Annotated in this window: 35 protein-coding genes; all 35 read right to left on the reverse strand. The window is 40.7% G+C overall.

Features of this window, described 5'->3' with window-relative positions; all coding sequences use genetic code 11:
* Window positions 1-21: 21 nt before the first annotated feature.
* Entirely contained in the window at window positions 22-816 is a 795-nt protein-coding gene (argB, locus tag B9Y69_RS07655) for an acetylglutamate kinase (RefSeq protein ID WP_085472349.1), read from the reverse strand.
* Between the two features lie 12 nt (window positions 817-828).
* Window positions 829-1,791: a Rossmann-fold NAD(P)-binding domain-containing protein gene (locus B9Y69_RS07660; protein WP_085472350.1), complete on the reverse strand. Its 963-nt coding sequence runs from the start codon at window positions 1,789-1,791 to the stop codon at window positions 829-831.
* A gap of 225 nt (window positions 1,792-2,016) precedes the next feature.
* Window positions 2,017-3,153, reverse strand: coding sequence for an aspartate aminotransferase family protein (locus B9Y69_RS07665; protein ID WP_085472351.1), 1,137 nt, complete (start codon window positions 3,151-3,153; stop codon window positions 2,017-2,019).
* A gap of 118 nt (window positions 3,154-3,271) precedes the next feature.
* The gene (gene rplQ, locus B9Y69_RS07670) at window positions 3,272-3,793 is read right to left on the reverse strand and encodes a 50S ribosomal protein L17 (RefSeq protein WP_085472352.1); all 522 of its coding nucleotides are present in this window, start codon (window positions 3,791-3,793) and stop codon (window positions 3,272-3,274) included.
* 85 nt (window positions 3,794-3,878) lie between these two features.
* Window positions 3,879-4,871, reverse strand: a complete 993-nt coding sequence (locus B9Y69_RS07675) for a DNA-directed RNA polymerase subunit alpha (protein ID WP_085472353.1) — start codon at window positions 4,869-4,871, stop codon at window positions 3,879-3,881.
* A gap of 89 nt (window positions 4,872-4,960) precedes the next feature.
* Complete coding sequence (gene rpsD, locus B9Y69_RS07680) at window positions 4,961-5,569, reverse strand: 30S ribosomal protein S4 (protein WP_085472354.1); 609 nt, start codon at window positions 5,567-5,569, stop codon at window positions 4,961-4,963.
* 68 nt (window positions 5,570-5,637) lie between these two features.
* On the reverse strand, window positions 5,638-6,027 hold the full coding sequence (gene rpsK, locus B9Y69_RS07685; protein ID WP_085472355.1) for a 30S ribosomal protein S11: 390 nt from the start codon (window positions 6,025-6,027) through the stop codon (window positions 5,638-5,640).
* A gap of 10 nt (window positions 6,028-6,037) precedes the next feature.
* On the reverse strand, window positions 6,038-6,415 hold the full coding sequence (rpsM, locus tag B9Y69_RS07690; protein ID WP_085472356.1) for a 30S ribosomal protein S13: 378 nt from the start codon (window positions 6,413-6,415) through the stop codon (window positions 6,038-6,040).
* Window positions 6,416-6,446: 31 nt separating this feature from the next.
* A complete protein-coding gene (gene ykgO / locus B9Y69_RS07695) occupies window positions 6,447-6,563 on the reverse strand; it encodes a type B 50S ribosomal protein L36 (RefSeq protein WP_013665024.1) in 117 nt (38 codons plus the stop codon).
* A 43-nt stretch (window positions 6,564-6,606) separates the two neighbouring features.
* Window positions 6,607-6,825: a translation initiation factor IF-1 gene (gene infA / locus B9Y69_RS07700; RefSeq protein ID WP_002997456.1), complete on the reverse strand. Its 219-nt coding sequence runs from the start codon at window positions 6,823-6,825 to the stop codon at window positions 6,607-6,609.
* Window positions 6,826-6,897: 72 nt separating this feature from the next.
* Entirely contained in the window at window positions 6,898-7,680 is a 783-nt protein-coding gene (map, locus tag B9Y69_RS07705) for a type I methionyl aminopeptidase (protein ID WP_085472357.1), read from the reverse strand.
* 3 nt (window positions 7,681-7,683) lie between these two features.
* Window positions 7,684-9,033, reverse strand: a complete 1,350-nt coding sequence (gene secY, locus B9Y69_RS07710) for a preprotein translocase subunit SecY (protein ID WP_085472358.1) — start codon at window positions 9,031-9,033, stop codon at window positions 7,684-7,686.
* Window positions 9,034-9,039: 6 nt separating this feature from the next.
* The gene (rplO, locus tag B9Y69_RS07715) at window positions 9,040-9,486 is read right to left on the reverse strand and encodes a 50S ribosomal protein L15 (RefSeq protein WP_085472504.1); all 447 of its coding nucleotides are present in this window, start codon (window positions 9,484-9,486) and stop codon (window positions 9,040-9,042) included.
* 118 nt (window positions 9,487-9,604) lie between these two features.
* Complete coding sequence (rpmD, locus tag B9Y69_RS07720) at window positions 9,605-9,784, reverse strand: 50S ribosomal protein L30 (RefSeq protein WP_085472359.1); 180 nt, start codon at window positions 9,782-9,784, stop codon at window positions 9,605-9,607.
* A 5-nt stretch (window positions 9,785-9,789) separates the two neighbouring features.
* The gene (rpsE, locus tag B9Y69_RS07725) at window positions 9,790-10,308 is read right to left on the reverse strand and encodes a 30S ribosomal protein S5 (protein ID WP_085472360.1); all 519 of its coding nucleotides are present in this window, start codon (window positions 10,306-10,308) and stop codon (window positions 9,790-9,792) included.
* A gap of 11 nt (window positions 10,309-10,319) precedes the next feature.
* Window positions 10,320-10,673, reverse strand: coding sequence for a 50S ribosomal protein L18 (gene rplR, locus B9Y69_RS07730; protein WP_085472361.1), 354 nt, complete (start codon window positions 10,671-10,673; stop codon window positions 10,320-10,322).
* A gap of 5 nt (window positions 10,674-10,678) precedes the next feature.
* Entirely contained in the window at window positions 10,679-11,233 is a 555-nt protein-coding gene (gene rplF, locus B9Y69_RS07735) for a 50S ribosomal protein L6 (RefSeq protein WP_085472362.1), read from the reverse strand.
* Between the two features lie 23 nt (window positions 11,234-11,256).
* Window positions 11,257-11,655: a 30S ribosomal protein S8 gene (gene rpsH / locus B9Y69_RS07740; protein WP_085472363.1), complete on the reverse strand. Its 399-nt coding sequence runs from the start codon at window positions 11,653-11,655 to the stop codon at window positions 11,257-11,259.
* A 141-nt stretch (window positions 11,656-11,796) separates the two neighbouring features.
* On the reverse strand, window positions 11,797-12,066 hold the full coding sequence (gene rpsN, locus B9Y69_RS07745; RefSeq protein WP_085472364.1) for a 30S ribosomal protein S14: 270 nt from the start codon (window positions 12,064-12,066) through the stop codon (window positions 11,797-11,799).
* Complete coding sequence (gene rplE, locus B9Y69_RS07750) at window positions 12,059-12,628, reverse strand: 50S ribosomal protein L5 (RefSeq protein WP_085472365.1); 570 nt, start codon at window positions 12,626-12,628, stop codon at window positions 12,059-12,061. Before rplE ends, rpsN begins: the two co-directional genes overlap by 8 nt.
* Complete coding sequence (gene rplX, locus B9Y69_RS07755) at window positions 12,628-12,969, reverse strand: 50S ribosomal protein L24 (protein ID WP_085472366.1); 342 nt, start codon at window positions 12,967-12,969, stop codon at window positions 12,628-12,630. The genes rplE and rplX overlap by 1 nt, the downstream gene beginning before the upstream one ends.
* Before the next feature lie 2 nt (window positions 12,970-12,971).
* Complete coding sequence (rplN, locus tag B9Y69_RS07760) at window positions 12,972-13,340, reverse strand: 50S ribosomal protein L14 (protein ID WP_037498951.1); 369 nt, start codon at window positions 13,338-13,340, stop codon at window positions 12,972-12,974.
* 1 nt (window position 13,341) lies between these two features.
* Window positions 13,342-13,596 (reverse strand): 30S ribosomal protein S17, encoded by a 255-nt coding sequence (gene rpsQ / locus B9Y69_RS07765; RefSeq protein WP_085472367.1) that lies wholly within the window; start codon window positions 13,594-13,596, stop codon window positions 13,342-13,344.
* 14 nt (window positions 13,597-13,610) lie between these two features.
* The gene (gene rpmC / locus B9Y69_RS07770; RefSeq protein ID WP_085472368.1) at window positions 13,611-13,829 is read right to left on the reverse strand and encodes a 50S ribosomal protein L29; all 219 of its coding nucleotides are present in this window, start codon (window positions 13,827-13,829) and stop codon (window positions 13,611-13,613) included.
* 95 nt (window positions 13,830-13,924) lie between these two features.
* Window positions 13,925-14,347: a 50S ribosomal protein L16 gene (rplP, locus tag B9Y69_RS07775; protein ID WP_085472369.1), complete on the reverse strand. Its 423-nt coding sequence runs from the start codon at window positions 14,345-14,347 to the stop codon at window positions 13,925-13,927.
* Between the two features lie 56 nt (window positions 14,348-14,403).
* Complete coding sequence (gene rpsC / locus B9Y69_RS07780) at window positions 14,404-15,180, reverse strand: 30S ribosomal protein S3 (protein ID WP_085472370.1); 777 nt, start codon at window positions 15,178-15,180, stop codon at window positions 14,404-14,406.
* 11 nt (window positions 15,181-15,191) lie between these two features.
* On the reverse strand, window positions 15,192-15,623 hold the full coding sequence (gene rplV, locus B9Y69_RS07785) for a 50S ribosomal protein L22 (RefSeq protein ID WP_085472371.1): 432 nt from the start codon (window positions 15,621-15,623) through the stop codon (window positions 15,192-15,194).
* Window positions 15,624-15,630: 7 nt separating this feature from the next.
* Window positions 15,631-15,897: a 30S ribosomal protein S19 gene (gene rpsS, locus B9Y69_RS07790; RefSeq protein ID WP_037498931.1), complete on the reverse strand. Its 267-nt coding sequence runs from the start codon at window positions 15,895-15,897 to the stop codon at window positions 15,631-15,633.
* The gene (rplB, locus tag B9Y69_RS07795) at window positions 15,897-16,724 is read right to left on the reverse strand and encodes a 50S ribosomal protein L2 (RefSeq protein ID WP_085472372.1); all 828 of its coding nucleotides are present in this window, start codon (window positions 16,722-16,724) and stop codon (window positions 15,897-15,899) included. The genes rpsS and rplB overlap by 1 nt, the downstream gene beginning before the upstream one ends.
* A 6-nt stretch (window positions 16,725-16,730) precedes the next feature.
* Entirely contained in the window at window positions 16,731-17,021 is a 291-nt protein-coding gene (gene rplW / locus B9Y69_RS07800; protein ID WP_085472373.1) for a 50S ribosomal protein L23, read from the reverse strand.
* 1 nt (window position 17,022) lies between these two features.
* Complete coding sequence (gene rplD, locus B9Y69_RS07805) at window positions 17,023-17,652, reverse strand: 50S ribosomal protein L4 (protein WP_085472374.1); 630 nt, start codon at window positions 17,650-17,652, stop codon at window positions 17,023-17,025.
* Window positions 17,653-17,657: 5 nt separating this feature from the next.
* Window positions 17,658-18,275: a 50S ribosomal protein L3 gene (rplC, locus tag B9Y69_RS07810; protein WP_085472375.1), complete on the reverse strand. Its 618-nt coding sequence runs from the start codon at window positions 18,273-18,275 to the stop codon at window positions 17,658-17,660.
* A 261-nt stretch (window positions 18,276-18,536) separates the two neighbouring features.
* The gene (locus tag B9Y69_RS07815) at window positions 18,537-19,802 is read right to left on the reverse strand and encodes a glycoside hydrolase family 88 protein (protein ID WP_085472376.1); all 1,266 of its coding nucleotides are present in this window, start codon (window positions 19,800-19,802) and stop codon (window positions 18,537-18,539) included.
* 29 nt (window positions 19,803-19,831) lie between these two features.
* Window positions 19,832-21,100, reverse strand: coding sequence for a DUF2264 domain-containing protein (locus B9Y69_RS07820; RefSeq protein WP_085472377.1), 1,269 nt, complete (start codon window positions 21,098-21,100; stop codon window positions 19,832-19,834).
* Between the two features lie 6 nt (window positions 21,101-21,106).
* Window positions 21,107-23,038 carry a heparinase II/III domain-containing protein gene (locus tag B9Y69_RS07825; RefSeq protein ID WP_085472378.1) on the reverse strand — a complete coding sequence of 644 codons (1,932 nt, stop codon included), beginning with the start codon at window positions 23,036-23,038 and terminating at the stop codon, window positions 21,107-21,109.
* Window positions 23,039-23,057 lie beyond the last annotated feature (19 nt).

Genomic DNA, 23,057 nt, shown 5'->3' on the forward strand with positions numbered 1-23,057 from the left:
TACAAAAGTGGTATAGTGAATCTATTTTGACACCAAACAGGTACCAAATTCACCTTGCTGATAGAGATGAAGGTTTAGGGCGTTACCAATGTAAACATTTTTCACCCCTCTGGCAATAGCTAGAAAAGCATTTTCCAATTTCGGGATCATCCCTTCATAAATAATACCTGCTGATTTCAATCGCTCAAAATCATCACTTTTAATCGTTTTTATGACTGAACTATCGTCAGTTACATCACGCAATACACCATTTTTTTCGAAACAATAGATCAGTCTAGTTTCGTACACTTTAGATAATGCCACAGCTAAGGCTGAGGCAATAGTATCGGCGTTCGTATTGAGCAATTGCCCGAGTCCATTGTGCGTAATAGCAGAAAAAACAGGTACAAAACCCGCTTCTAAAAACTTTTTGATACTCAAGGTATTCACCGAATCCACCAATATATCGCCCACAAAGCCGTAATCAATATCTTTAACAGGACGTTTAATTGCCTTTATAACGTTTCCATCGGCACCACATAAGCCCAAGGCATCACTACCAAATTTTTGCAGGTTCGCGACAATATTCTTGTTTGTAAGTCCGGCGTAGACCATCGTCACCACATCTAACATCTGCTGATCGGTCACGCGACGGCCATCAATCATTTTGGCCTCAATCCCCATATCTGCAGCTAGACGCGTAGCTATTTTTCCTCCTCCATGCACTAAGATCTTTTTGCCTTGCAGCGCTGCAAACTTCTCTAAGAAAACTTGCAATTGATCCTCGTCATCGATAACATTTCCACCGATCTTTATAACATTCAGCACACTACCCATTCGTAATTTTTATTATTTTAATTTCGCTAACATTCTTTTCAACACTACCTGCGCAGCCCAAACACGGTTGCTTGCTTCCTTAATTACCAAAGAATTTGGCCCATCAAGGATTTCCGATGCTAGTTCCAGATCTCTACGCACAGGTAAACAGTGCATAACTTTTGCATCATTCGTTAATTTAAGCTTCTGATTGTCGAGCATCCAATTTTGAAGAACAGGAAATACTTTCCCATAATCACGGTAGGAAGACCAGTTCTTTACATATACAAAATCAGCACCATCCAACGCTGCATCCAGATCATTGACAATCGTAGCCCCTTTGGTAAAGTCCTCATGCAACTCATATCCTACAGGATGAGCTACCGTAAACTCCACCAGCCCCTGTTCCTGTGCTTTGCACATCCACTCCGAAAAAGAATTAGGAACAGCTTGCGGCAACGCTTTGATATGTGGAGCCCATGCCAATACGACCTTTGGTTTTTGAACCTTCTTGTGTTCAGTAATGGTGATAAGGTCCGTTAAGCTTTGTAGTGGGTGACGTGTTGCACTTTCCAAAGAGACTACAGGAACCCCACAGAATTTAACAAATTTATTAAATAGATCCTCACTGTAGTCCAATTCACGATCCTTTAGTCCCGGAAAAGAACGAAGGCCTAGAATATCACAGTACTCCCCCATTACAGCGGCAGCTTCCCGAATATGTTCTACCGTTGTCCCGTTCATCACAACACCATCTTGCGTCTCCAGCGCCCACCCGTCTTTGTCCATGTTCATCACCATAACATCCATACCAAGATTGATGGCAGCTTTTTGCGTGCTCAAACGTGTCCGAAGACTAGGATTCAAAAACACTAAACCTAACATCTTATGTTTACCCAGCTCACTATGTTCGTGTGGGTTAGCTTTAAGAGACAAAGCCTCTTGAACAACTTTATCTAATTCGTCGACATCTTCGACTGAAAAAAATTTTTCCATATTATTTATAATATATATACTAAATCTATCCCTTATCGCGACAAAAAGCTACCGTATTGAGTTCTTCGTCAATTATCCTCTAGAAGAATGCCACACCTTTGCTCCTCAGGTTCGCAATGACGTTCTTTGCTGTTTACATCGCTGCTACATGCTGGCGTGAACCTTTCCAACGCTGGAAGGCTTTTAGCTCGTGCCCCTCAACGTCTGAAAAGCACGAGCTACCCTTTAAGCGTTCTTCAAGCGCTCATCCAATGCTTCCAAAAAGCGGTCAGCAATATCCTTATTGATATTCAGAGCTGGCAAAATACGAATAACATTCGGTTTTGCTTCTCCTGTAAAAATTCGATTCTTAATTAATAGATCCTTCTTGACCGAAGCCAGCTCCACCGGTAACTCTACACCGATCATTAAACCTCTACCCCGCACTTCCGTTACTTTATCGAAACCACGTAATTCTTCCAATAGGTAATCACCTACGGCACGTGCATTAACAAGCAGATTTTCAGACTTTATAACTTCCAAAACGGATAATGCAGCAGCGCATGCTAAATGATTACCACCGAATGTAGTGCCTAACATACCATAAGTTGCAACGAATTTAGGAGCAATTGCTATCCCTCCGATCGGGAAACCATTCCCCATTCCTTTAGCCATGGTATAAATATCAGCAGAGACACCAGCATAATCATGCGAGTAGAAATCACCTGTACGACCATAACCACACTGTACTGAATCTGCAATAAAAACAGCATTATACTGATCACATAACGTACGGATTAATTTCAAAAATGGAATAGAGGCTTCACGAATGCCCCCAACACCTTGAATACCTTCGATAATTACAGAGGAAACTGCATCCCCATGTGCTGCAAAATAAGCAGACAACGCCTCCTCATCATTAAAAGGTAGGAATACAACATTATCGGTTTCGTTTACTGGCGCCACAATGGAGGGATTATCCGTGGCAGCTACTGCTAACGACGTACGACCATGAAAAGCTTTATCAAAAGCAATTACTTTCTTTCGTTTATTATAAAAAGAAGCGAGCTTAAGCGCATTTTCATTTGCTTCCGCACCGGAATTACACAAGAAAAGTGCATAATCGTCCTTCTTAGATACCTCGCCAAGTAGCGATGCTAATCGCTTCTGAATCGGGATCTCAACTGAATTGGAATAGAAACCTATTTTACTCAATTGGGAGGTTAATGATTCAACATAATGCGGGTGCGTATGTCCAATAGAGATTACGGCATGGCCGCCATACAAGTCTAAGTATTCTACACCTGCCTCATCCCATACTGTTGAGCCTTTCGCTTTAACAATATTTATAGGATTGATCGGATAAACATTAAATAAGTCCATTATCTTTATTAAATAAGAGGTACAAAACCCAAGTTACAAATATAGTATTAAGTGCATAAAAAAAGCCTATCATGCTGTTGCAGATAGGCTTTCTTTTTATTGAAAAAGACGATTTGTCTTATTTCTCTTCTGTTTTAGGAGCTTCTTCAGTTGCAGCTTCTTCAGCTTTAACTTCTTCAACAACCTCTACAGCTTCAGCAGTCTCAGCAGCGGCTTTTTTCTTAGCACCACCACGACGTCGTGTAGCTTTTTTCTCTTCTTTAACAACAGTACCGTATACCTCATTGTAATCTACCAATTCGATGAACGCCATTTCTGCGTTATCACCTAAACGGTTTTCCATTTTGATAATACGTGTGTAACCACCTGGACGTGTAGCTACTTTTTCCGAAATTTCACGGAAAAGAATAGTCACTGCATCCTTGTCTTTAAGGTACGCGAATACCGTACGACGAGAGTGAGTTGTGTCGTTTTTAGATTTAGTGATTAAAGGTTCAACATACGTACGTAAAGCTTTAGCTTTAGCCAAAGTTGTAGTAATACGTTTGTGTTTAATCAATGAAGTCGCCATGTTAGCTAACATCGCCTTACGGTGACTGTCAGTGCGGCCTAAGTGGTTTACTTTTTTTCCGTGTCTCATTTTGTTTTGTTTTTGTGCGTACCGTCTTTCTTAAACTTAATTTTAAAGGGAATTACGCAACAGGTCGCTTGTATTATATTAAATATTATTCTTCGTCCAGTTTATACTTTGATAAATTCATACCAAAAGATAAGCCTTTAGATTTCACTAGTTCTTGGATCTCGCTTAAAGATTTTTTACCGAAGTTTCTGAATTTAAGCATATCAGCTACGTCATAAGTAACTAATTCAGATAAAGTTCTGATATCAGCTGCTTTTAAACAGTTTAATGCTCTAACAGAAAGGTCTAGATCAACTAATTCAGTTTTCAAGATCTTACGCATGTGTAAGATTTCCTCGTCTACAACCTTAGTTTCTTCTTTCGTTTGAGATTCTAACAACATATTCTCGTCAGAGAACAACATAAAGTGTTGGATAAGGATCTTAGCCGCTTCTTTAAGTGCTTCTTCCGGGTGAATAGAACCATCAGTAGAAATGTCTAACAACAATTTCTCGTAGTCAGTCTTTTGTTCTACACGGTAGTTCTCAATTGTATATTTTACATTTTTGATAGGTGTATAGATTGAATCTACAGCGATAAAACCTACAGGACCATCAGTAACTTTATTTTCTTCAGCATTTACATAACCACGTCCTTTAGCTACTGATAATTCAACTTCAATAGTAACAGCGTTGTCCATATTACAAATCACCATTTCAGGGTTTAATACCTCGAAATTATTGGAGAATTTAGTAATATCGCCAGCTTTGAACTGTTCTTGACCGTTGATTACAACAAAGATTTTTTCGTTATCACCTTGCTCACCTGTCTTTTTAAAGCGCACTTGCTTTAAATTAAGGATGATTTCTGTTACATCTTCAACAACACCTTTGATCGTAGAGAATTCGTGCGAAACGCCTGAAAACCTTACCGACGTAATTGCATATCCTTCTAATGAGGACAATAAAATACGGCGCAAAGCATTACCAATAGTTACACCAAAACCTGGCTCTAATGGACGAAATTCGAAAGTACCATCAAAATCAGTTGATTTTTGCATGATAACCTTATCCGGTCTTTGAAATGCTAAAATTGCCATTTATTTCTTTTTAAAAGTTTTTAATAATAAACGTAAAATACAACAAAAGAAGCATGATTCCAAGAATCACGCTTGCTTCTGCTATTTTATTATTTAGAGTATAACTCTACGATTAAGTTCTCTTTAATGTTTTCAGGGATATCTGCTCTTTCTGGGAAAGTAACAAATGTTCCTTGCAACTCATTCGCATTCCACTCTAACCAACCAAATTTGTTGATTTTTCTACCTTCTACAGATGCAGAGATAGCTTCTAGAGTTTTAGAACGCTCGCGAACTGCGATTACATCACCTGGACGTAAGCTATATGATGGAATATTAACGACACCGCCGTTAACTGTAATGTGCTTGTGTGACACTAATTGACGCGCAGCTGCACGTGAAGTAGCGATACCTAAACGGTAAACAACGTTATCTAAACGAGCTTCTAATAATTTCAAGAAGTTCTCACCAGTGATACCTTGTTTTGCAGAAGCCTTACCGAACAAAGTACGGAATTGACGCTCCAACACACCGTAAGTGTATTTTGTTTTTTGTTTTTCTAACAACTGAATAGCGTATTCAGATTGTTTACCTCTTCTTTTTGAAGGACCGTGTTGTCCAGGAGGGTAATTTTTTTTCTCTAATGCCTTATCTGGGCCAAAAATTGGTTCCCGGAATTTACGAGCTATTTTGGACTTAGGTCCTGTATATCTTGCCATTTTTTCTCTCTGTTTGAAGTATCTATCAGCCTTTAGCCGAAGAATCTTATCTTAAACAATAAAAATTATTAAACTCTTCTACGTTTTGGAGGACGACAACCGTTGTGCGGAAGTGGTGTAATATCCTTGATCGTAGTAACATCGATACCTACAGTTTGTAGTGTACGAATTGCAGACTCACGTCCAGCACCTGGGCCTTTTACGAAAACTTCTACTTTACGTAAGCCTAAATCATGTGCTACTTTACCACAGTCTTGCGCTGCTTGAGATGCTGCATAAGGTGTGTTCTTTTTAGAACCTCTAAAGCCCATCTTACCTGCAGAAGACCATGAAATTGTCTGTCCTTGATTATTCGTTAAAGTAACGATGATGTTGTTAAAGGTAGCGTTGATATGAGCTTGACCAACAGGCTCGATAACGACGATACGCTTTTTAGTAACCTTTTTACTTTTAGCCATTTCTTATTTATTATTTAGTAGCTTTTTTCTTGTTTGCAACTGTCTTACGTTTACCTTTACGTGTACGAGAGTTGTTTTTAGTACGTTGACCACGAACTGGTAAGTGTTTACGGTGACGAAGACCACGGTAACAACCAATATCCATTAAACGCTTGATGTTCAATTGAACTTCAGAACGCAATGCGCCTTCAACTTTAACCTCTTCGTTGATGATTGTACGAATAGCCGCCAATTGATCATCATTCCACTCCGATACTTTAACGTCTTCGCTGATACCTGCTTTATTCAAGATGTAAGCAGCCGTGTTACGACCGATACCGAATATATAGGTAAGGCCAATAACGCCTCTTTTGTTTTTAGGTAAATCTATACCTGCTATCCTTGCCATATAATATTTTAAGCGATTATGTTAAATAAACTTACCCTTGACGTTGCTTGAACTTAGGGTTCTTTTTGTTAATTACAAAAACTTTTCCTTTGCGACGGATGATTTTGCAGTCCGCGCTACGTTTTTTTATAGATGCTCTTACTTTCATTGTAATAATATTTTAAAAGCTAATACAGACCGACAACGAACCGTTATTTGTAACGATACGTGATCCGTCCTTTCGTTAAATCATAAGGAGACATTTCCAATTTTACTTTATCTCCTGGCAAAATCTTGATATAGTGCATACGCATCTTACCTGAAATATGAGCAATAATTTCATGCCCATTTTCTAACTCTACCCGGAACATAGCATTAGAAAGTGCTTCTCTAATTATACCGTCTTGTTCTATTGAGGCTTGTTTAGCCATATTTTAACTTAATTTACATTTTAGCCTGCACAAACAGGAGTGCAAAGATAAATAAAAAATATTGAAACCCAATTACTTTTTACTCAAAACTTTCTCAACCTCATCAAAGGTCAGTAACACATCGGGCGTTCCCTTTCGGATGGCAACCATCTGTTCGAAGTGCGCCGAAAGTTTACCATCGATGGTACTTACTGTCCATCCATCATCCCAAAATTTTACACCTGCCTTTCCTGCGTTGATCATCGGCTCGATACAAATCACTAAACCTTCTTCCAATTTCGGACCCGAACCTCGTTTACCGTAGTTCGGCACCTCTGGCTTCTCGTGAAGATGTAAACCTACACCATGTCCTACAAGTTCTCGCACGATACCATAGCTGTACGGCGCAACATGCTCCTGCACGGCGGAGGAAATATCACCCACACGTTTACCTGCTACAGCTTGTTCCACACCTTTCAGCAAAGAACCTTTTGTTACATCAAGTAACTGCTGCGCTTCGGCAGAAATTTCACCTACACCAAAAGTATATGCTGAATCACTAATAAAACCACGAAGATTCACACCACCGTCAACAGAGACTAAATCACCGTCCTGAATTATATAATCACTTGGAAAGCCGTGAACAATTTGATCATTCACTGATATACATAAAGAGAATGGAAAACCATGATAATTTAAAAAGGCTGGTGTGCCACCATGGTCCTGAATATAGTCAAAAGCTAACTTATCAAGAGATAGCGTGGTAATGCCCGGCTTGATAACCTTTGCAATTTCAGCAAGCAAGGACGAGAGTACGTTAGCCGACTCTCGTATTTGCTCGATTTGTTCTTCTGTTTTATAATAAACTTTAGACATTTATTAAATTGCTGATTGATCAATACCTTCCACTGGGGCTGCTGAAGAGCGGCCTTTTACCCTACCTGTCTTCATCAATCCATCATAATGACGCATTAATAAATGACTTTCAATCTGCTGAAGTGTATCTAAAACTACACCAACCAAAATCAATAGTGATGTACCTCCGTAGAAGTGTGCAAACTGGTTGTTAACACCCATCTTACCAGCAAGTGCAGGCATAATTGCAATAATTGCAATAAACAATGCACCTGGGAAAGTGATACGTGAGATTACATTATCAATAAATACATTGGTGTCGTGCCCTGGTTTAATACCTGGAATGAAACCACCATTCTTCTTCATGTCCTCCGACATTTGCTGTGGATTAACCATGATAGCCGTATAGAAAAATGTAAACGCAATAATCAATACGGCGAAAGTTACATTATACGCCACCGAAGTATAGTTGCTCAAAGAGGCAAGAAACTCAGATTGTAAATTCGGAAAAAATTGAGATAAGGCCATCGGTAGGAACATAATCGCTTGTGCGAAAATGATCGGCATAACACCGGCAGCATTCACTTTTAAAGGAATATACTGACGTACACCACCGACTTGCTTATTGCCCACAATTTTCTTTGCATATTGTACAGGAACCTTACGGATACCTTGCACAACAAGAATCGCAAAAATAACGACAAAGAAAAGCGCGACAAATTCAATCAACAACGGAATTGGTCCACCACCACTTGGGCTCATACGTGATCCCCATTCGGCAACGATGCCTCCTGGTAATTGCGCAATAATACCGGCCATAATGATAAGAGAAATACCGTTACCGATACCTTTATCTGTAATTTTTTCACCAAGCCACATCACAAACATGGTACCTGCAGTCAATACAATAGCAGAAAGAATAGAGAACAAAGGCTCAGCAATCGTTTTTGCTTCTGCCGGAACTTGTGTTTTCACATAAGCAACAGCTTGTACCAACGTGATGGCCAATGTTAGGTAACGTGTAATCTGGCTCATTTTTTTACGACCAGATTCACCTTCTTTTTGCATTTTTTGAAACGCTGGAACCGCTATCCCCAATAATTGAACGACGATCGATGCAGAAATGTAAGGCATTACACCTAAAGCAAAAATTGCAGAACGGGAGAAAGATCCTCCGGCAAACATATTGATCAGATCTAAAATGTTGTTGCCATTGTTACCGCTTTTCGCTGCTAATGCATCAGGGTTGACACCTGGTAGAACCACGTGACATCCGATACGGTAGATAAGAAGAAGCAACAGCGTCGTAATAATACGATTACGCAGCTCTTCTATTTTCCATATATTGGTTAAGGTTGTGATTAGTTTCTTCATGTAATGTTATAGTTTTACGATAGAACCACCAGCAGCTTCAATAGCTTTTTGTGCTGAAGCTGAAAAAGCATGTGCTTTAACTTCTACTTTGGCTGTTAACTCGCCACGACCTAGTACTTTTACTACATCGTTTTTAGAAGCTAAACCATAAGTTCTGAACGTATCGAAATCAACCGCAGTCAAATTGTGTTTCTCTACAAGACCTTGAAGAACGTCTAAGTTTACACTTACATATTCAACGCGGTTGATGTTTTTGAAACCAAATTTAGGCACACGGCGTTGCAAAGGCATTTGACCACCTTCGAAACCGATTTTTGTAGAGTGTCCGGAACGTGATCCAGCACCTTTGTGACCACGAGTGGAAGTACCACCACGGCCAGAACCTTGACCTCTACCAATACGTTTGCTACTTTTTACAGAACCTTTTGCTGGTTTTAAATTACTTAAATTCATTTTTTTAAGATTGTGTTGCGCCTTCGCTCTCACTAAACAGGTCACAACAATTAATAATTCTATTAACAAACGTAATGGAAAGAATCCGAAAGGACCTTTCCATTAACATTAAATACTATTAGATAGTTTCGATAGCTACTAAGTGGTTCACTTTTCTCACCATACCGATGATGGCAGGCGTAGCTTCTACTTCTACTGAGTGATTGATCTTTCTCAGACCTAAAGCCTCAATAGTTCTCTTTTGGCGCTCGCTTCTGTCGATAACGCTCTTTATCTGGGTGATTTTGATTTTTGCCATGATAATTAACCGTTAAATACTTTATTCAAATCGACGCCGCGATTTTGCGCTACCGTGTAAGCGTCGCGTAAGCTAGCTAATGCATCGATTGTCGCTTTCACAACGTTGTGTGGGTTAGAAGAACCTAATGATTTCGCTAATACGTCTTTGATACCAGCACTCTCAAGGACAGCACGCATCGCGCCACCTGCAAGTACTCCTGTACCACCAACAGCCGGTTTTACTAAAACGCGACCACCAGAATATTTACCATATTGCTGATGTGGAACAGTACCATTGATAATAGGAACTTTGATCAAGTTCTTTTTTGCATCGTCGATACCTTTAGTAATCGCTTCAGTAACCTCTTTAGCTTTTCCTAAACCGTAACCAACGATTCCGTTTTCGTCACCAACAACGACAATAGCCGAGAAACTGAAGGTACGACCACCTTTAGTAACTTTCGCTACACGTTGGATGCTTACTAAGCGATCTTTTAATTCAATCTCGCTTGATTTTACTCTTTTTATATTGCTTAATGCCATGTTCTTATCGATTAAAAGTCTAAACCGCCTTCGCGTGCACCTTCAGCCAATGATTTCACACGGCCATGGTATAAATACCCGTTACGGTCAAAAACTACTTTGCTAATACCTGCTGCTACAGCTTTCTCTGCAACTAATTTACCAACTGCTTTCGATTGCTCTACTTTAGTACCTGCTGCGGCAAAGTCTTTAGACACTGAAGAGGCAGAAACGATAGTTTTACCAGTTGTGTCATCAATAAGTTGCGCGTAGATACCTTTGTTGCTTCTAAAAACGGATAAACGTGGACGCTCAGTCGATCCAGTCAGGTTTTTTCTAATTCCTTTTTTGATTCGCTCTCTGCGAGATGTTTTATTTGCTGCCATCGTTATTATTTTTTAGCTGATTTACCTGCTTTTCTTCTTAATACTTCACCAACAAACTTAACACCTTTACCTTTGTAAGGCTCTGGCTTACGGAAGCTACGGATTTTCGCCGCAACTTGACCTACTAATTGTTTGTCGATAGACTCCAACGTAATCGTTGGGTTCTTACCTTTTTCAGCAGTTGTTGTAACAGTAATTTCCTTTGGCAATACGAAAACGATCTGGTGAGAGAAACCTAGGGTTAACTCTAGTGTATTACCAGTGTTTGAAGCACGGTAACCTACACCGACAAGTTCTTGTGTAGTTTTGTAACCTTCTGTAACACCTACAACCATGTTATTGATTAAGGCGCGGTACAATCCATGTAATGCTTTGTGTTTCTTTTGTTCAGTAGGACGAGTTACAAGGATGTTTCCATCTTCTTCTTTAACTGTAATGTCGCTATCTACTTGTTGTGTTAGTTCGCCTTTTGGTCCTTTAACCGTTACCAGATTTTTATCTGATACCGAGATCGATACTCCCGAAGGAATAGCAATAGGCGCTTTTCCAATTCTTGACATTTCTTTTGTGTTTTTTACCTAGATTAATAAACGTAACATAAAACCTCACCACCTACATTTTGTAAGCGGGCTTCTTTATCTGTCATCACTCCTTTAGAAGTTGACAAGATTGCGATACCCAAACCATTCAAAACACGTGGCATGTCTTCCACACTTGCATACTTTCTTAAACCAGGTTTACTCACACGTGTCAAAGTGCGAATAGCCGGAATTTTGCTAATTGGGTGGTACTTCAAAGCAACTTTGATAGAACCTTGAGGTCCTTCTTCTTCGAATTTGTAATTAGCAATGTAACCTTTGTCAAAAAGAACTTTAGTGATCTCTTTTTTAAGGTTCGATGCAGGAATTTCAACAACCCGGTGGTTGGCCTTAATGGCATTCCTTACTCGTGTAAGGTAATCCGCTATTGGATCTGTATTCATTATAGAACTAATTTGTGACAACGGTTTCCCTCCCTACCCTAGGGAAAGACCTATTATCTGTTAAAAATTTTTGCAATACGAAAAAAACCCGATAAACCCTTGTGGGGTTTATCCGGGCAAAAGTAATTTTTTTTTCTCTTATTACCAAGAAGCTTTTGTCACTCCCGGGATTTTACCATCAAGAGCCATCTCACGGAATGTTACACGAGAGATACCGAATTGACGCATATATCCTTTAGGACGGCCAGTTAATTTACAACGGTTGTGCAAACGTACTGGGGAAGCATTTTTTGGTAATTTGTCTAATGCCGCGTAGTCACCTGCTGCTTTAAGCGCTGCACGTTTCTCTGCAAACTTAGCCACCAATTTTTGACGCTTTACTTCGCGTGCTTTTACACCTTCTCTAGCCATTGTTAGTTGGATTTTGATTTTTGAATGGTAAACCGAATTGTTTTAGTAACTCTAATGCTTCAACATCAGTTCCAGCAGAAGTTACAAACGTGATATCCATACCTTGGATCTTATTGATTTTGTCAATGTTGATCTCTGGGAAGATAATCTGCTCAGTAATACCTAAGTTATAGTTACCTCTACCATCAAAGCCTTTATCGTTGATACCACGGAAGTCGCGGATACGAGGCAAAGATACAGCCACCAAACGGTCAAGGAATTCGTACATCATGTTATCACGAAGTGTAACACGTGCACCAACTGGCATACCTTTACGTAATTTAAAGTTAGAGATATCTTTCTTAGATTTCGTTGCTACAGCTTGTTGACCAGTGATAGTCGTTAATTCTGTAATAGCACTGTCGATCAATTTCTTGTCAGCAGTAGCCGCACCGATACCTTGAGAAACAACTATTTTCTCCAGTTTAGGAACTTGCATAACGCTCTTATACTGGAATTTTTCTTTAAGCGCTGTACGGATTTCTTCCGCATATTTCGCTTTTAATCTTGGTACGTAAGTCATTATTTAATTTCCTCCCCTGATTTTTTAGCGTAACGAACAATTTTGCCATCTGCATTCACTTTACGACCAACACGTGTTGTAGCACCTGTTTTAGGATCGATTAAAGCGATGTTAGAGATGTTGATAGCAGCTTCTTTCTCAATGATACCACCATTAGGATTAGCCGCACTAGGTTTTGTGTGTTTTTTCACGATGTTAGCGCCTTCAACAACCGCTCTGTTCGCATCGATTAAAACTTCTTTAACTTTTCCTTGAACACCTTTAGAGTTACCAGCGATAACTTTCACTAAATCACCTTTTTTAATCTTGATTTTGTGAGTTGTATTTGATTTTTGTGCCATAATTATAAAACCTCCGGTGCTAGTGATACAATCTTCATGAATTGTTTCTCACGTAATTCACGTGCCACAGGGCCGAAAATACGTGTTCCACGTGGTTCATCGTTGTTGTTTAACAATACTGCTGCATTGTCATCGAAACGAATGTAAGAACCATCTTTACGACGGATTTCTTTTTTCGTACGTACGACAACAGCTTTTGAAACTGATCCTTTTTTTACGTTCCCTGAAGGAATAGCGCTCTTAACGGTAACAACGATTTTATCACCGATAGATGCATAACGCTTACGCGTACCGCCCAACACACGGATTACTAAAACTTCTTTAGCACCGCTATTGTCAGCTACATTTAGTCTTGATTCCTGTTGTACCATCTTATTTAGCTCTTTCTAAAATTTCTACTAATCTCCAGTTCTTCGTTTTACTCAGCGGACGAGTTTCCATAATCAATACCGTGTCGCCGATACCGCAGGTATTTGTTTCGTCATGAGCTTTGAATTTAGTAGTTTTCTTAACGAATTTACCATAGATAGGGTGTTTTACTTTACGTTCAACAGCTACTACGATAGATTTGTCCATCTTGTTGCTAACTACTAAGCCGATTCTTGTTTTTCTTAATTGTCTTTCCATTTCGACTTTACTTTTTACGCCTCAGAGGCTGTTTCAGATTTAGCTACGTTTTTACGTTTAGATACTTCAGTCGCGATGCGAGCGATGTTTCTACGTGCAGCTTTGATTGCATTTGGATTTTCAATTGCAGAAACAGCATGTGCAAATTTCAACTTGTTAAGAGCAGCTTTCTCTTCTTTAAGACGAGCTGTTAAATCCTCTTGTGATAATTCGATAATTTCTGAATTTTTCATTTTTATCAATTGTTATGCTGGGTTATCAATTCAAGTTATGAGTTGCCTTGTGGGTAACGGCCACAAGGCTAAACTAATTGACATTACCAACGATTTTATGCTTCTACGTAGTCTCTACGTATAACAAACTTAGTTTGAACCGGAAGTTTCTGTGCAGCAAGGCGAAGTGCTTCTTTAGCAATTTCTAAAGGCACACCTTCTGCTTCGAATAACATACGGCCTGGGCGTACTACTGCTACCCAGTATTCAGGAGCACCCTTACCTTTACCCATACGTACCTCTGCAGGTTTTTTCGTAACAGGTTTATCAGGGAAGATACGGATCCATACTTGCCCTTCACGTTTCATGTAACGTGTAACGGCAATACGTGCAGCCTCAATCTGACGGCTAGTGATCCATGCTGGCTCCAGTGATTTGATACCGAAAGAACCGAAAGCTAATTCCGCTCCACGAGAAGCGTTACCTTTCATACGGCCTTTCTGCATCTTTCTGAACTTCGTTCTTTTTGGCTGTAACATGTTCGTATTTTATTTTAATCCGCCCGCAGGCGGACACTTTTAAATCTTGTTATTAATTAATCTCTTTTAGCACCTCCGCGGTTTCCACCACGGTTGTTACCACCACGACCACCTTTGTTACGGTTGTCACGACGTTGATCACCACCTTCGTTTCCGCCACGTGATTTTACGCCTGAAGTTTGACCGATGTTAGGAGATAAGTCACGTTTACCGTAAACTTCACCTTTACAGATCCATACTTTAACACCGATTTTACCGTAAGTAGTCAATGCTTCTGCTAATGCATAATCGATATCTGCACGCAATGTGTGAAGTGGAGTTCTTCCTTCTTTGTACTGCTCAGTACGTGCCATTTCAGCACCACCTAAACGACCAGAACACATTACTTTGATACCTTCAGCACCCATACGCATTGTTGAAGCAATAGTCGTTTTCATTGCACGACGGAATGAAATACGCGCTTCTAATTGCTTAGCAATACCTTCTGCTACCAATTTCGCATCTAGCTCAGGGCGTTTGATCTCGAAAATGTTGATTTGAACATCCTTTTTAGTCAGTTTTTTCAACTCTTCTTTGATCTTGTCAACTTCTTGACCACCTTTACCGATAACGATTCCTGGACGTGCAGTGTGGATAGTAACAGTGATACGTTTCAAAGTTCTTTCAATAACAACTTTTGCTACGCCACCTTTAGCGATACGTACAGAAAGATATTTTCTGATTTTTTCGTCCTCAACCAACTTGTCAGAATAGTTGTTGCCTCCGAACCAATTAGAGTCCCATCCTTTGATGATACCTAATCTGCTACCTATTGGATTTGCTTTTTGTCCCATTCTTATTAATATTAGTTGTTAACGTTTTTTAAACTATCTACGATCAAAGTCACGTGGTTTGAACGCTTGCGAATTCTGTAACCGCGACCTTGAGGAGCCGGACGTAATCTTTTCAATTGACGACCACCGCCTACAGATACTTCTTTCACGAAAAGTGCGCTGTCTTCTAACGAAGCACCTTCGTTTTTAGCTTCCCAGTTTTTAATTGCTGATAATAACAATTTCTCCACACGGATAGCCGCTTCTTTACCTGTATGTTTCAAGATATAAAGTGCAGTCTCTACTTTCTCGCCACGGATAAGATCCACCACTAGACGCATCTTACGAGGCGAAGTAGGGCAGTTCAATAACTTGGCGGTAGAGGCTCCTCCTACTTGAGCTTTTTCCTGCTCTTTGCGTTGTCTGATAAGGACAGACTTCTTAAGTTTTTTTGTTGCTTCCATTACCTAATTATTTTTTCTTTTCTGCGTGGCCTTTGAATGTACGCGTAGGCGCAAATTCACCAAGCTTGTGACCAACCATATTCTCCGTTACATAAACAGGGATAAATTTATTCCCGTTGTGCACTGCGAAGGTATGGCCAACAAAATCAGGTGAAATCATTGATCTACGAGACCATGTTTTGATAACTGATTTTTTGTTTGTTTCATTCATAGAAAGAACTTTTCTTTCTAAGTTGTGATCGATATAAGGACCTTTTTTAATTGAACGAGCCATTATTTTTTCCTTCTCTCAATGATGTAACGATTCGATGTTTTCTTCTTGTAGCGTGTTTTGAAGCCTTTAGCTAACACACCTGTGCGTGAACGAGGGTGACCTCCTGAAGTACGACCTTCACCACCACCCATAGGGTGATCTACCGGGTTCATAGCCACACCACGAACGCGAGGACGACGACCTAACCAACGTTTACGACCTGCTTTACCTAACACTTCGTTAGCTTTTTCAGCATTGGATACAGATCCAATAGTCGCAACACATGTCAACAAGATCATACGTGTTTCACTTGAAGGCAATTTGATGATGGCATACTTACCGTCACGTGCTGACAATTGCGCATACGTACCAGCCGAACGAGCAATTGAACCTCCTTGACCTGGGTTCAATTCAATGTTGTGAATGATAGAACCTAGAGGAATGTTAGCTAACGGTAACGTGTTACCAATTTCTGGGGCAACTTGCTCACCTGCGATCACTGTTTGACCAACTGTTAATCCAGCTGGAGCAATGATGTAGCGTTTCTCACCATCAGCGTAGTGCAACAAAGCAATACGTGCTGTACGGTTTGGATCGTATTCGATCGTAGCTACTTTTGCAGGGATATCTTTTTTATCGCGTTTGAAATCTATTAATCGGTATACTTTCTTGTGTCCCCCACCGATATAACGCATAGTCATTTTACCGGACTTGTTACGACCACCTGATCTCTTATTGCTGCCTACTACTAACGATTTTTCAGGAACGTTTGTAGTAACGTCAGAATAGTCTGCGCCTACTCTGAAACGCGTACCAGGGGTTACCGGTTTGAATCTTTTAACTGCCATTTCTTATTATAGTGTAGTGTAAAAGTCAATTGTTTCACCATCCTTCACCGTGATGATGGCTTTTTTATACTTAGGAGCTCTTCCTGATACAAAGCCAGCTTTTGTATGACGGCTTTTTGCTTTACCTGCTACAACAGCAGTGTTTACAGCAACAACCGTGATACCGAACATCTCTTCGATAGCTAGTTTGATCTGGATTTTATTAGCTCTGTGATCTACTTTGAAAGCGTAACGGTTTAATTTCTCCGTTAACAACGAAGCTTTCTCAGTCAAAATAGGTTTTTTAATAATTTCCATATTACTTAGCGAATGCTTCCTCCAAAGTTTTAACAGAATCTGCTGTCAACAAAAGTTTTGTAGCGTTCAACACATCGTATGTGTTCAACTCAGAAGCTGCAATTACTTTTGCTTTTTTCAAGTTTCTGCTTGATAAATAAACATTGTTATCTTGTGCTGATAAAACCAATAAAGTTTTCTCATCAGCTAGGTTCAACGCGTTGATCAAAGCCACATAGTTTTTAGTTTTAACGGTATCGAATTTTACTTCGTCCAATACTAAAATACTGTTTTCTTGCGCTTTGTAGCTCAATGCTGATTTACGCGCTACTTGTTTCAATTTTTTGTTCAATTTGAACGAGTAGTCACGTGGTTGAGGACCGAATACACGACCACCACCATTAAACAATGGAGACTTGATAGAACCCGCACGAGCACCACCAGTACCTTTTTGTTTGTGTAATTTACGTGTAGATCCAGCGATCTCATTACGTTGTTTAGATTTGTGAGTTCCTTGGCGTTGGTTCGCTAAGTATTGTTTCACATCCAAATAGATCGCGTGGTCGTTAGGCGTTACGCCGAATACTGACTCAGGCAGTTGCACCTTGGCACCTGTTTCTTTACCTGATAAATTTAATACTTTAACTTCCATCTCTACTATTTGTCTACGATTACGTATGAACCTTTAGCTCCTGGAATGGAACCACTAACAACAATTAGGTTTTGATCTGCGTAAACTTTCAATACTTGTAAGTTTTGAACTTTTACACGCTCACCACCTGTACGACCTGCCATGCGCATTCCTTTGAATACACGTGAAGGCCAAGAAGAAGCACCTAATGAACCTGGAGCACGTAGTCTGTTGTGCTGACCGTGAGTCGCACCACCTACACCACCAAATCCGTGACGCTTCATTACACCTTGGAAACCTTTACCTTTCGAAGTACCGACTACATCAACGTACTCGCCTTCTTCGAAGATAGTTACATCCACGATGTCACCTAGTTGTTTCTCATCCTCGAAAGTTTTGAATTCAACTAGTTTACGCTTAGGAGTCACTCCTGCTTTAGCGAAATGTCCTTTTAAAGGCGCTGTCGTGTTTTTCTCCTTAGCATCATCATAGCCAAGTTGAATAGCCACGTAGCCATCCTTCTCTTCCGTACGTATATGCGTAACCACGCACGGTCCAGCCTCAATTACTGTGCAAGGGATATTCTTCCCTTCTGCATCGAACAGGCTGGTCATTCCTACTTTTTTACCAATAATTCCTGACATGTTATAAATAAATTAATTAAACGTCCTTCGAAGCAGTAGGGCTTCGCTCAAGACACACTTTTCCCAATAAGGGACTGCAAAAGTACAAACATTTTTATAACTATCAAACAGTTAGTCGATTATTTTTTAAAAAACTTTTACGTTTGTACACTTATATCGCGCGTAATTGAAAAACAATAATCTATCCCTTCTCCAAAACAGAAAGTTTATGCGAACAACATCTATACAGCATATCGTAAACTTTATACGGGCGATCCGCTTTTACTGTTTAATAACCGTATCACCGGCAAGCATCCGCTTATACCGTAGCAATGCCTCTACATAATAATAATCTGCATACGTTAAGGGCACATCTATTTCTGTCTTATGGGGAATTGAACCTACGCTATGCTTTAAAATATATCCGCCATTATCTTGGTATGCTGCTTTATATGGTGCCGCAGAAAGAGATCTTAGCATCTGCTCCGCCTTTTGCACATACAACTGACTTTCCTTTCCTTTAGTATATAAACTAAGTTCCAACAATGCAGACGATACCACCGCAGCCGTCGAAGCGTCGCGTAGATCCTTTTGCGCATAGTATTTACTATCTGCCTTTAATTTATTCTGATCAAAATCCCAATACGGCACCATATCACTCGGCATATTCGGATGATTTAAATAAAACGTAGCAATTCTACGTGCTTGCTTCAGATAACTTTTATCTTTCGTCTCCCGGTACATCATCGTATAACCATACAGCGCCCAAGCCTGTCCCCTCGCCCAAGCCGATTCATCAAATGCTCCTTGGGCAGTTTTCTTGCTGATTACATGCCCATCCTTTGGATCGTAATCGACCACATGGTATGAACTGTAATCTTTACGGAAATGTTGTTTGATCGTTGTGTTAGCATGGATCTTTGCAATGCGTGTAAAAGAGGGATCTCTCGTTATTTTTGTAGCCTGTGTTAAGAACTCCAAGTTCATCATATTATCAATAATTACCGGATAAGTCCACGGCTGTCCATCCCAATTCTTTCCCCCATCCCAAGAACGGATCGTTTGTGTAGATTCTTTAAAACGGGTCGACAAGGAAGCTGCTCCCGTGGCAAGGATCGGTTTATACGTTGCCGAATCTCCTGTTAACCGCAACGCATTCCCAAAACTACAGAACAGCATAAAGCCAAGGTCATGCGTACCTTTATTATTCTTCTCTTTCTCCAAATACTTTAGTTTACTCTTCGCAATCGTTAGTAGATCGGCATCCCCTGTTGCTTCATATAAGTAAAGTGCGGTCCCTGGATAAAATCCGGAGCACCACCAAGATGTTCCCCAATTCACATGTTTACCTTGACTAAAAGAGGTTGGAATATCGGACTCTTTAATCTGTGATTCTAAGTATTTGATCTGTCTCGCAGCATCCTTTAAGTTATCGGTAACAAACTGCTCAGACAAGCTCAAATGTTGATTCTTTGATTGTGCTCCTACCGGGGAATAAGTTCCACAGGCTAAAAGAACAAAAACGGTTAAGGTCTTTTTTATATTCATCATTAAAGTAATTAGCTTAGTACATTTAATTAATAGGTGACATAATAATCCTTTGGAAATTGCGCTCCAGTAAAGACTTTCTGTGCGGTCCAGGGTGCAGGCTCGGTCGTCCAGAACTCATCCGTCGCCGGAAGCCCAAGAGGCAGAAAGGAGAGTGATGCTACATACATGGATCCGGCATTGGTATAATAGTCTGCCAGATTATCCTGCCCATCCCCCACCACTCCCATAGTGAGCCAACCCAACTGATCAAAATTAGATTTCGTATATATATGTTTAAGCACTGCTGTCATCCCAGCGCGTACCTGTCCTTTTGTGAGATCTTCAGGCAACTGATTATCTAATACTACTGCAGCGAGCGGCTGAAAGGCGGCATTTCTATAGGTCGAAGAGCGCCCCACCACAGGGTAATATCCTTCAGGCGTTATCAAGCGTTCCAAATGATGAGCATACCGCCGCATTCGCTTGTACGCACGATCGTACATTTCTTTATATGCACCACCAAATGGTATATTATACCGAAGTGCTTCAACCTGCATGCAGTGGATAACATATCCATTATAATGGTCAAAACTAAACCGTGCCCCATCGCTATACCAGCCATCTCCGACATACCATTCTTTATCAAACTTATTAACGGCATAATCGATTCGTTCCCGTACACAATCCTCCCCAATAAAGTATAGGAATGTTTCGGTCATCGCTGCAAAAAGGAGCCAGTTGCTTTCATTTGGCTTAATCCGCCGAAGCAACTTGAACTCCTCGACCACGCGTTTTTTCGTTATTTCAGGCAGCGGTTCCCATAACGCATGCGGAGCGCGAAGGAAAGCTTGCGCCAGATGTGCAGCATCGACCAAAGTTTGCGAAGACGAGCCTCTCCAAGTGAAATAGTCGGCTGATGCAGGGTCTGTACCATGTTGAATACCCAGAAGCACTTGCTCTCGAAATCTCTTTCTCCATGCACCTTCTTCTGAACCATCATCCGGCAGCGCTAGCCAAGGAGCCATTCCCGCCACAAGGCGTCCAAATGCCTCTAAGTACCCCACTCCGCTGTCGCGTGAATCAAAAGTAGGACTCACCGACATAGGCATATTTTTACGGAATGTTTCTTTGCTGATATTTTCAAGAATGGGCTGCGCCATTTGGGTTAGTATAGCGACCCAATACGCACGATCGTCACCTCCCTCTATCGCACGTGCTTCGTACTTTTCTTTTATGGCCTTCCCTTTCACCCTCCCTCCAGCTAGAGAAAGGATTCCGGTTAGCACTGCGTTCTTGATCAATAATCTTCTGTTCATATTATTTTATTTGCCCGCACTTCGTTCGACCCGCTTGATCTTAAAATTGTAGGTCGCCTCTCGGTTCATTTTTTTCTCTGTAAAATGGATTCTATAAATCTTTTCTCCCCACACCTTTTGATGGCGCGCATCGGTCAACATTTGCTCTTCAATAGTTGGTACAAGGTTTTTGGAATTACTCTGTATTAATACGCACTTACCTGTATCGTACTCGATGTAAACATCACTTCCATCCAGCACAGGCCTAATCGACGTTATGTAATGTATCTGTTGGGGAGAGATCGTTTTGGTTAAGCTATATTTTTCCTGCATCTCTAGCTCCTGTTTAGCGGGCGCAAACTGAAAGCTACGTGTCCACGAGGATACCGCAGCTTCGGCCGGATAAGCGGTACCAATATCCAATGAAAAAGAATGGTTAAAATCCCTTGATGGCAATTTCACCGCAGTCGCCCTAAATTTGGCACCATCCTGTTGCATAACACCGTTGATCGTCGGTAAGCTATGCCATTGGGACTGCATATTCCATATTTCATAGCGTTTACTGGAAAAGGTTTTGCTGTTATAGGTGCCAACACCAATATCAATCAATACCGGAATATTATCAGCAAACAACATAAAACTACCGACGTCGTTGTGATTATGACTAACACCATTATGCCCCCCGATACCAACAAAGGTTAATCCTTTACCCATGGACTCGCTCTGCCATTTTACAAGCTGCAGACTGGGGTATACGACCTCGAGCGCATGGTTAACCACAGGTGCAGCTTTCGTAATATCCTTATAGGACGCTGCAAGCAACAAAAGATCTTGCACATTACTGCTATTCGTACTTTTGTGCCGGTTCCATAGATACGCTGCAAAATTACGTAGATCTTGATCTTTAAAGATATCACCATAGATGGCTACTTTCGACGGCGTTGGATATTCGATCGCTAAGGCATCGGCGAAATTCACAAAACGATTTCCATCAATATGCATACGAAGGATATACTGCCCCATACGATGTATCTTCGTTTCTTGTGATACATCAAACTTATCAGCCGACGCCTCCTTTAAAAGTTGCAACATCGTTCCTAATTCGCCTCCTGCATGTATCCAGTAGGAAGGTCCTTCCTCGCAAGCGCCATCTTCGGGGTAGTAATCGATAAACTTATCGGAACTTTCCATCACCTTGAGAACAATTTGCTTTTGCTTCTCGGGATCATCCATCACAAGGAGAGCTGTACGCAGTACATTATTATTTATCCAGATATTCCAGTTGTTGACGAATCCTTTTCCATAACCCATCCACCAGAAATCTTTTCGCAAGAGATAGGGTTCTAAGATTCGTTTATCCAGCTCGTACTTCAGCTTTCGCCGTAATTGTGGCGAGTAAGCGTCCAATTCTGTGGCCAAGGCCCGATAAATAGCAGCCAAATCTGCTGCGACTCTGCCTGCTCCCAGGTCTATGTAACTATCATAAGGATCGACTAATCCCGCTCCGGCCTGCTGAACAACAATATGTGCTGGACTGACCCAGGTACTTTCTTCCAAAATTAACCACAAACCATTGGCGATCTGTGGAATATAGGTACCATCCTGGCGCAACATCTCGCCTGCAACCAGCTGACTTAATTTGGCACGACGTAGGTTGATGTCGGATTCATAGTTGGTGCGATTACCATTCCTTTTATACTCCAAATATTTAGACGCCAACAAAGAAGGCCAAGTAAATACATTCGCCGTGTCCGCATCACGAATAATTTTATCTTTTACCTCCACGGGTAAATCGCGTAGCTGCTGTCGCCACAACGAAGCGCGTGTATTTTGCCAGGTCTTTAATTTGGAAAAAAGATCCGTATATGACGCGTCCGTTATTTTACGCTGTAATATCTGTTGCTGACCGATTCCGAAAGATGGAAGAAAGAGCAAGATTACTAAGGCAAGATGTTTCATACGTATGATATTTCAGAAC

Source organism: Sphingobacterium psychroaquaticum (genome assembly GCF_900177625.1).
Classification (GTDB): domain Bacteria; phylum Bacteroidota; class Bacteroidia; order Sphingobacteriales; family Sphingobacteriaceae; genus Sphingobacterium; species Sphingobacterium psychroaquaticum.

Excerpts from the sequence above, each read along its gene's own strand:
- rplO (WP_085472504.1), bottom strand. The coding sequence starts at position 9,486 with ATGAATTTAAGTAATTTAAAACCAGCAAAAGGTTCTGTAAAAAGTAGC.
- rpmD (WP_085472359.1), bottom strand. The coding sequence starts at position 9,784 with ATGGCAAAAATCAAAATCACCCAGATAAAGAGCGTTATCGACAGAAGC.
- rpsH (WP_085472363.1), bottom strand. The coding sequence starts at position 11,655 with ATGAATACAGATCCAATAGCGGATTACCTTACACGAGTAAGGAATGCC.
- argB (WP_085472349.1), bottom strand. The coding sequence starts at position 816 with ATGGGTAGTGTGCTGAATGTTATAAAGATCGGTGGAAATGTTATCGAT.
- rpsQ (WP_085472367.1), bottom strand. The coding sequence starts at position 13,596 with ATGGAAAGACAATTAAGAAAAACAAGAATCGGCTTAGTAGTTAGCAAC.
- rpsS (WP_037498931.1), bottom strand. The coding sequence starts at position 15,897 with ATGGCTCGTTCAATTAAAAAAGGTCCTTATATCGATCACAACTTAGAA.
- rplE (WP_085472365.1), bottom strand. The coding sequence starts at position 12,628 with ATGACTTACGTACCAAGATTAAAAGCGAAATATGCGGAAGAAATCCGT.
- rplP (WP_085472369.1), bottom strand. The coding sequence starts at position 14,347 with ATGTTACAGCCAAAAAGAACGAAGTTCAGAAAGATGCAGAAAGGCCGT.
- rplX (WP_085472366.1), bottom strand. The coding sequence starts at position 12,969 with ATGGCACAAAAATCAAATACAACTCACAAAATCAAGATTAAAAAAGGT.
- rplN (WP_037498951.1), bottom strand. The coding sequence starts at position 13,340 with ATGGTACAACAGGAATCAAGACTAAATGTAGCTGACAATAGCGGTGCT.
- rplF (WP_085472362.1), bottom strand. The coding sequence starts at position 11,233 with ATGTCAAGAATTGGAAAAGCGCCTATTGCTATTCCTTCGGGAGTATCG.
- rplD (WP_085472374.1), bottom strand. The coding sequence starts at position 17,652 with ATGGAAGTTAAAGTATTAAATTTATCAGGTAAAGAAACAGGTGCCAAG.
- rplW (WP_085472373.1), bottom strand. The coding sequence starts at position 17,021 with ATGGAAATTATTAAAAAACCTATTTTGACTGAGAAAGCTTCGTTGTTA.
- rplC (WP_085472375.1), bottom strand. The coding sequence starts at position 18,275 with ATGTCAGGAATTATTGGTAAAAAAGTAGGAATGACCAGCCTGTTCGAT.
- map (WP_085472357.1), bottom strand. The coding sequence starts at position 7,680 with ATGTCTAAAGTTTATTATAAAACAGAAGAACAAATCGAGCAAATACGA.
- ykgO (WP_013665024.1), bottom strand. The coding sequence starts at position 6,563 with ATGAAAGTAAGAGCATCTATAAAAAAACGTAGCGCGGACTGCAAAATC.
- B9Y69_RS07820 (WP_085472377.1), bottom strand. The coding sequence starts at position 21,100 with ATGAACAGAAGATTATTGATCAAGAACGCAGTGCTAACCGGAATCCTT.
- rpmC (WP_085472368.1), bottom strand. The coding sequence starts at position 13,829 with ATGAAAAATTCAGAAATTATCGAATTATCACAAGAGGATTTAACAGCT.
- secY (WP_085472358.1), bottom strand. The coding sequence starts at position 9,033 with ATGAAGAAACTAATCACAACCTTAACCAATATATGGAAAATAGAAGAG.
- B9Y69_RS07665 (WP_085472351.1), bottom strand. The coding sequence starts at position 3,153 with ATGGACTTATTTAATGTTTATCCGATCAATCCTATAAATATTGTTAAA.
- B9Y69_RS07675 (WP_085472353.1), bottom strand. The coding sequence starts at position 4,871 with ATGGCAATTTTAGCATTTCAAAGACCGGATAAGGTTATCATGCAAAAA.
- rpsM (WP_085472356.1), bottom strand. The coding sequence starts at position 6,415 with ATGGCAAGGATAGCAGGTATAGATTTACCTAAAAACAAAAGAGGCGTT.
- B9Y69_RS07825 (WP_085472378.1), bottom strand. The coding sequence starts at position 23,038 with ATGAAACATCTTGCCTTAGTAATCTTGCTCTTTCTTCCATCTTTCGGA.
- rplQ (WP_085472352.1), bottom strand. The coding sequence starts at position 3,793 with ATGAGACACGGAAAAAAAGTAAACCACTTAGGCCGCACTGACAGTCAC.
- infA (WP_002997456.1), bottom strand. The coding sequence starts at position 6,825 with ATGGCTAAACAAGCCTCAATAGAACAAGACGGTATAATTAGAGAAGCA.
- rpsN (WP_085472364.1), bottom strand. The coding sequence starts at position 12,066 with ATGGCTAGAGAAGGTGTAAAAGCACGCGAAGTAAAGCGTCAAAAATTG.
- rpsE (WP_085472360.1), bottom strand. The coding sequence starts at position 10,308 with ATGGCATTAAGCAATATAAAAAGAGTAAAATCAAGCGAGATTGAATTA.
- rpsD (WP_085472354.1), bottom strand. The coding sequence starts at position 5,569 with ATGGCAAGATATACAGGACCTAAGTCCAAAATAGCTCGTAAATTCCGG.
- rplR (WP_085472361.1), bottom strand. The coding sequence starts at position 10,673 with ATGGCAGCAAATAAAACATCTCGCAGAGAGCGAATCAAAAAAGGAATT.
- B9Y69_RS07660 (WP_085472350.1), bottom strand. The coding sequence starts at position 1,791 with ATGGAAAAATTTTTTTCAGTCGAAGATGTCGACGAATTAGATAAAGTT.
- rplV (WP_085472371.1), bottom strand. The coding sequence starts at position 15,623 with ATGGAAGCAACAAAAAAACTTAAGAAGTCTGTCCTTATCAGACAACGC.
- rpsK (WP_085472355.1), bottom strand. The coding sequence starts at position 6,027 with ATGGCTAAAAGTAAAAAGGTTACTAAAAAGCGTATCGTCGTTATCGAG.
- rpsC (WP_085472370.1), bottom strand. The coding sequence starts at position 15,180 with ATGGGACAAAAAGCAAATCCAATAGGTAGCAGATTAGGTATCATCAAA.
- B9Y69_RS07815 (WP_085472376.1), bottom strand. The coding sequence starts at position 19,802 with ATGAATATAAAAAAGACCTTAACCGTTTTTGTTCTTTTAGCCTGTGGA.
- rplB (WP_085472372.1), bottom strand. The coding sequence starts at position 16,724 with ATGGCAGTTAAAAGATTCAAACCGGTAACCCCTGGTACGCGTTTCAGA.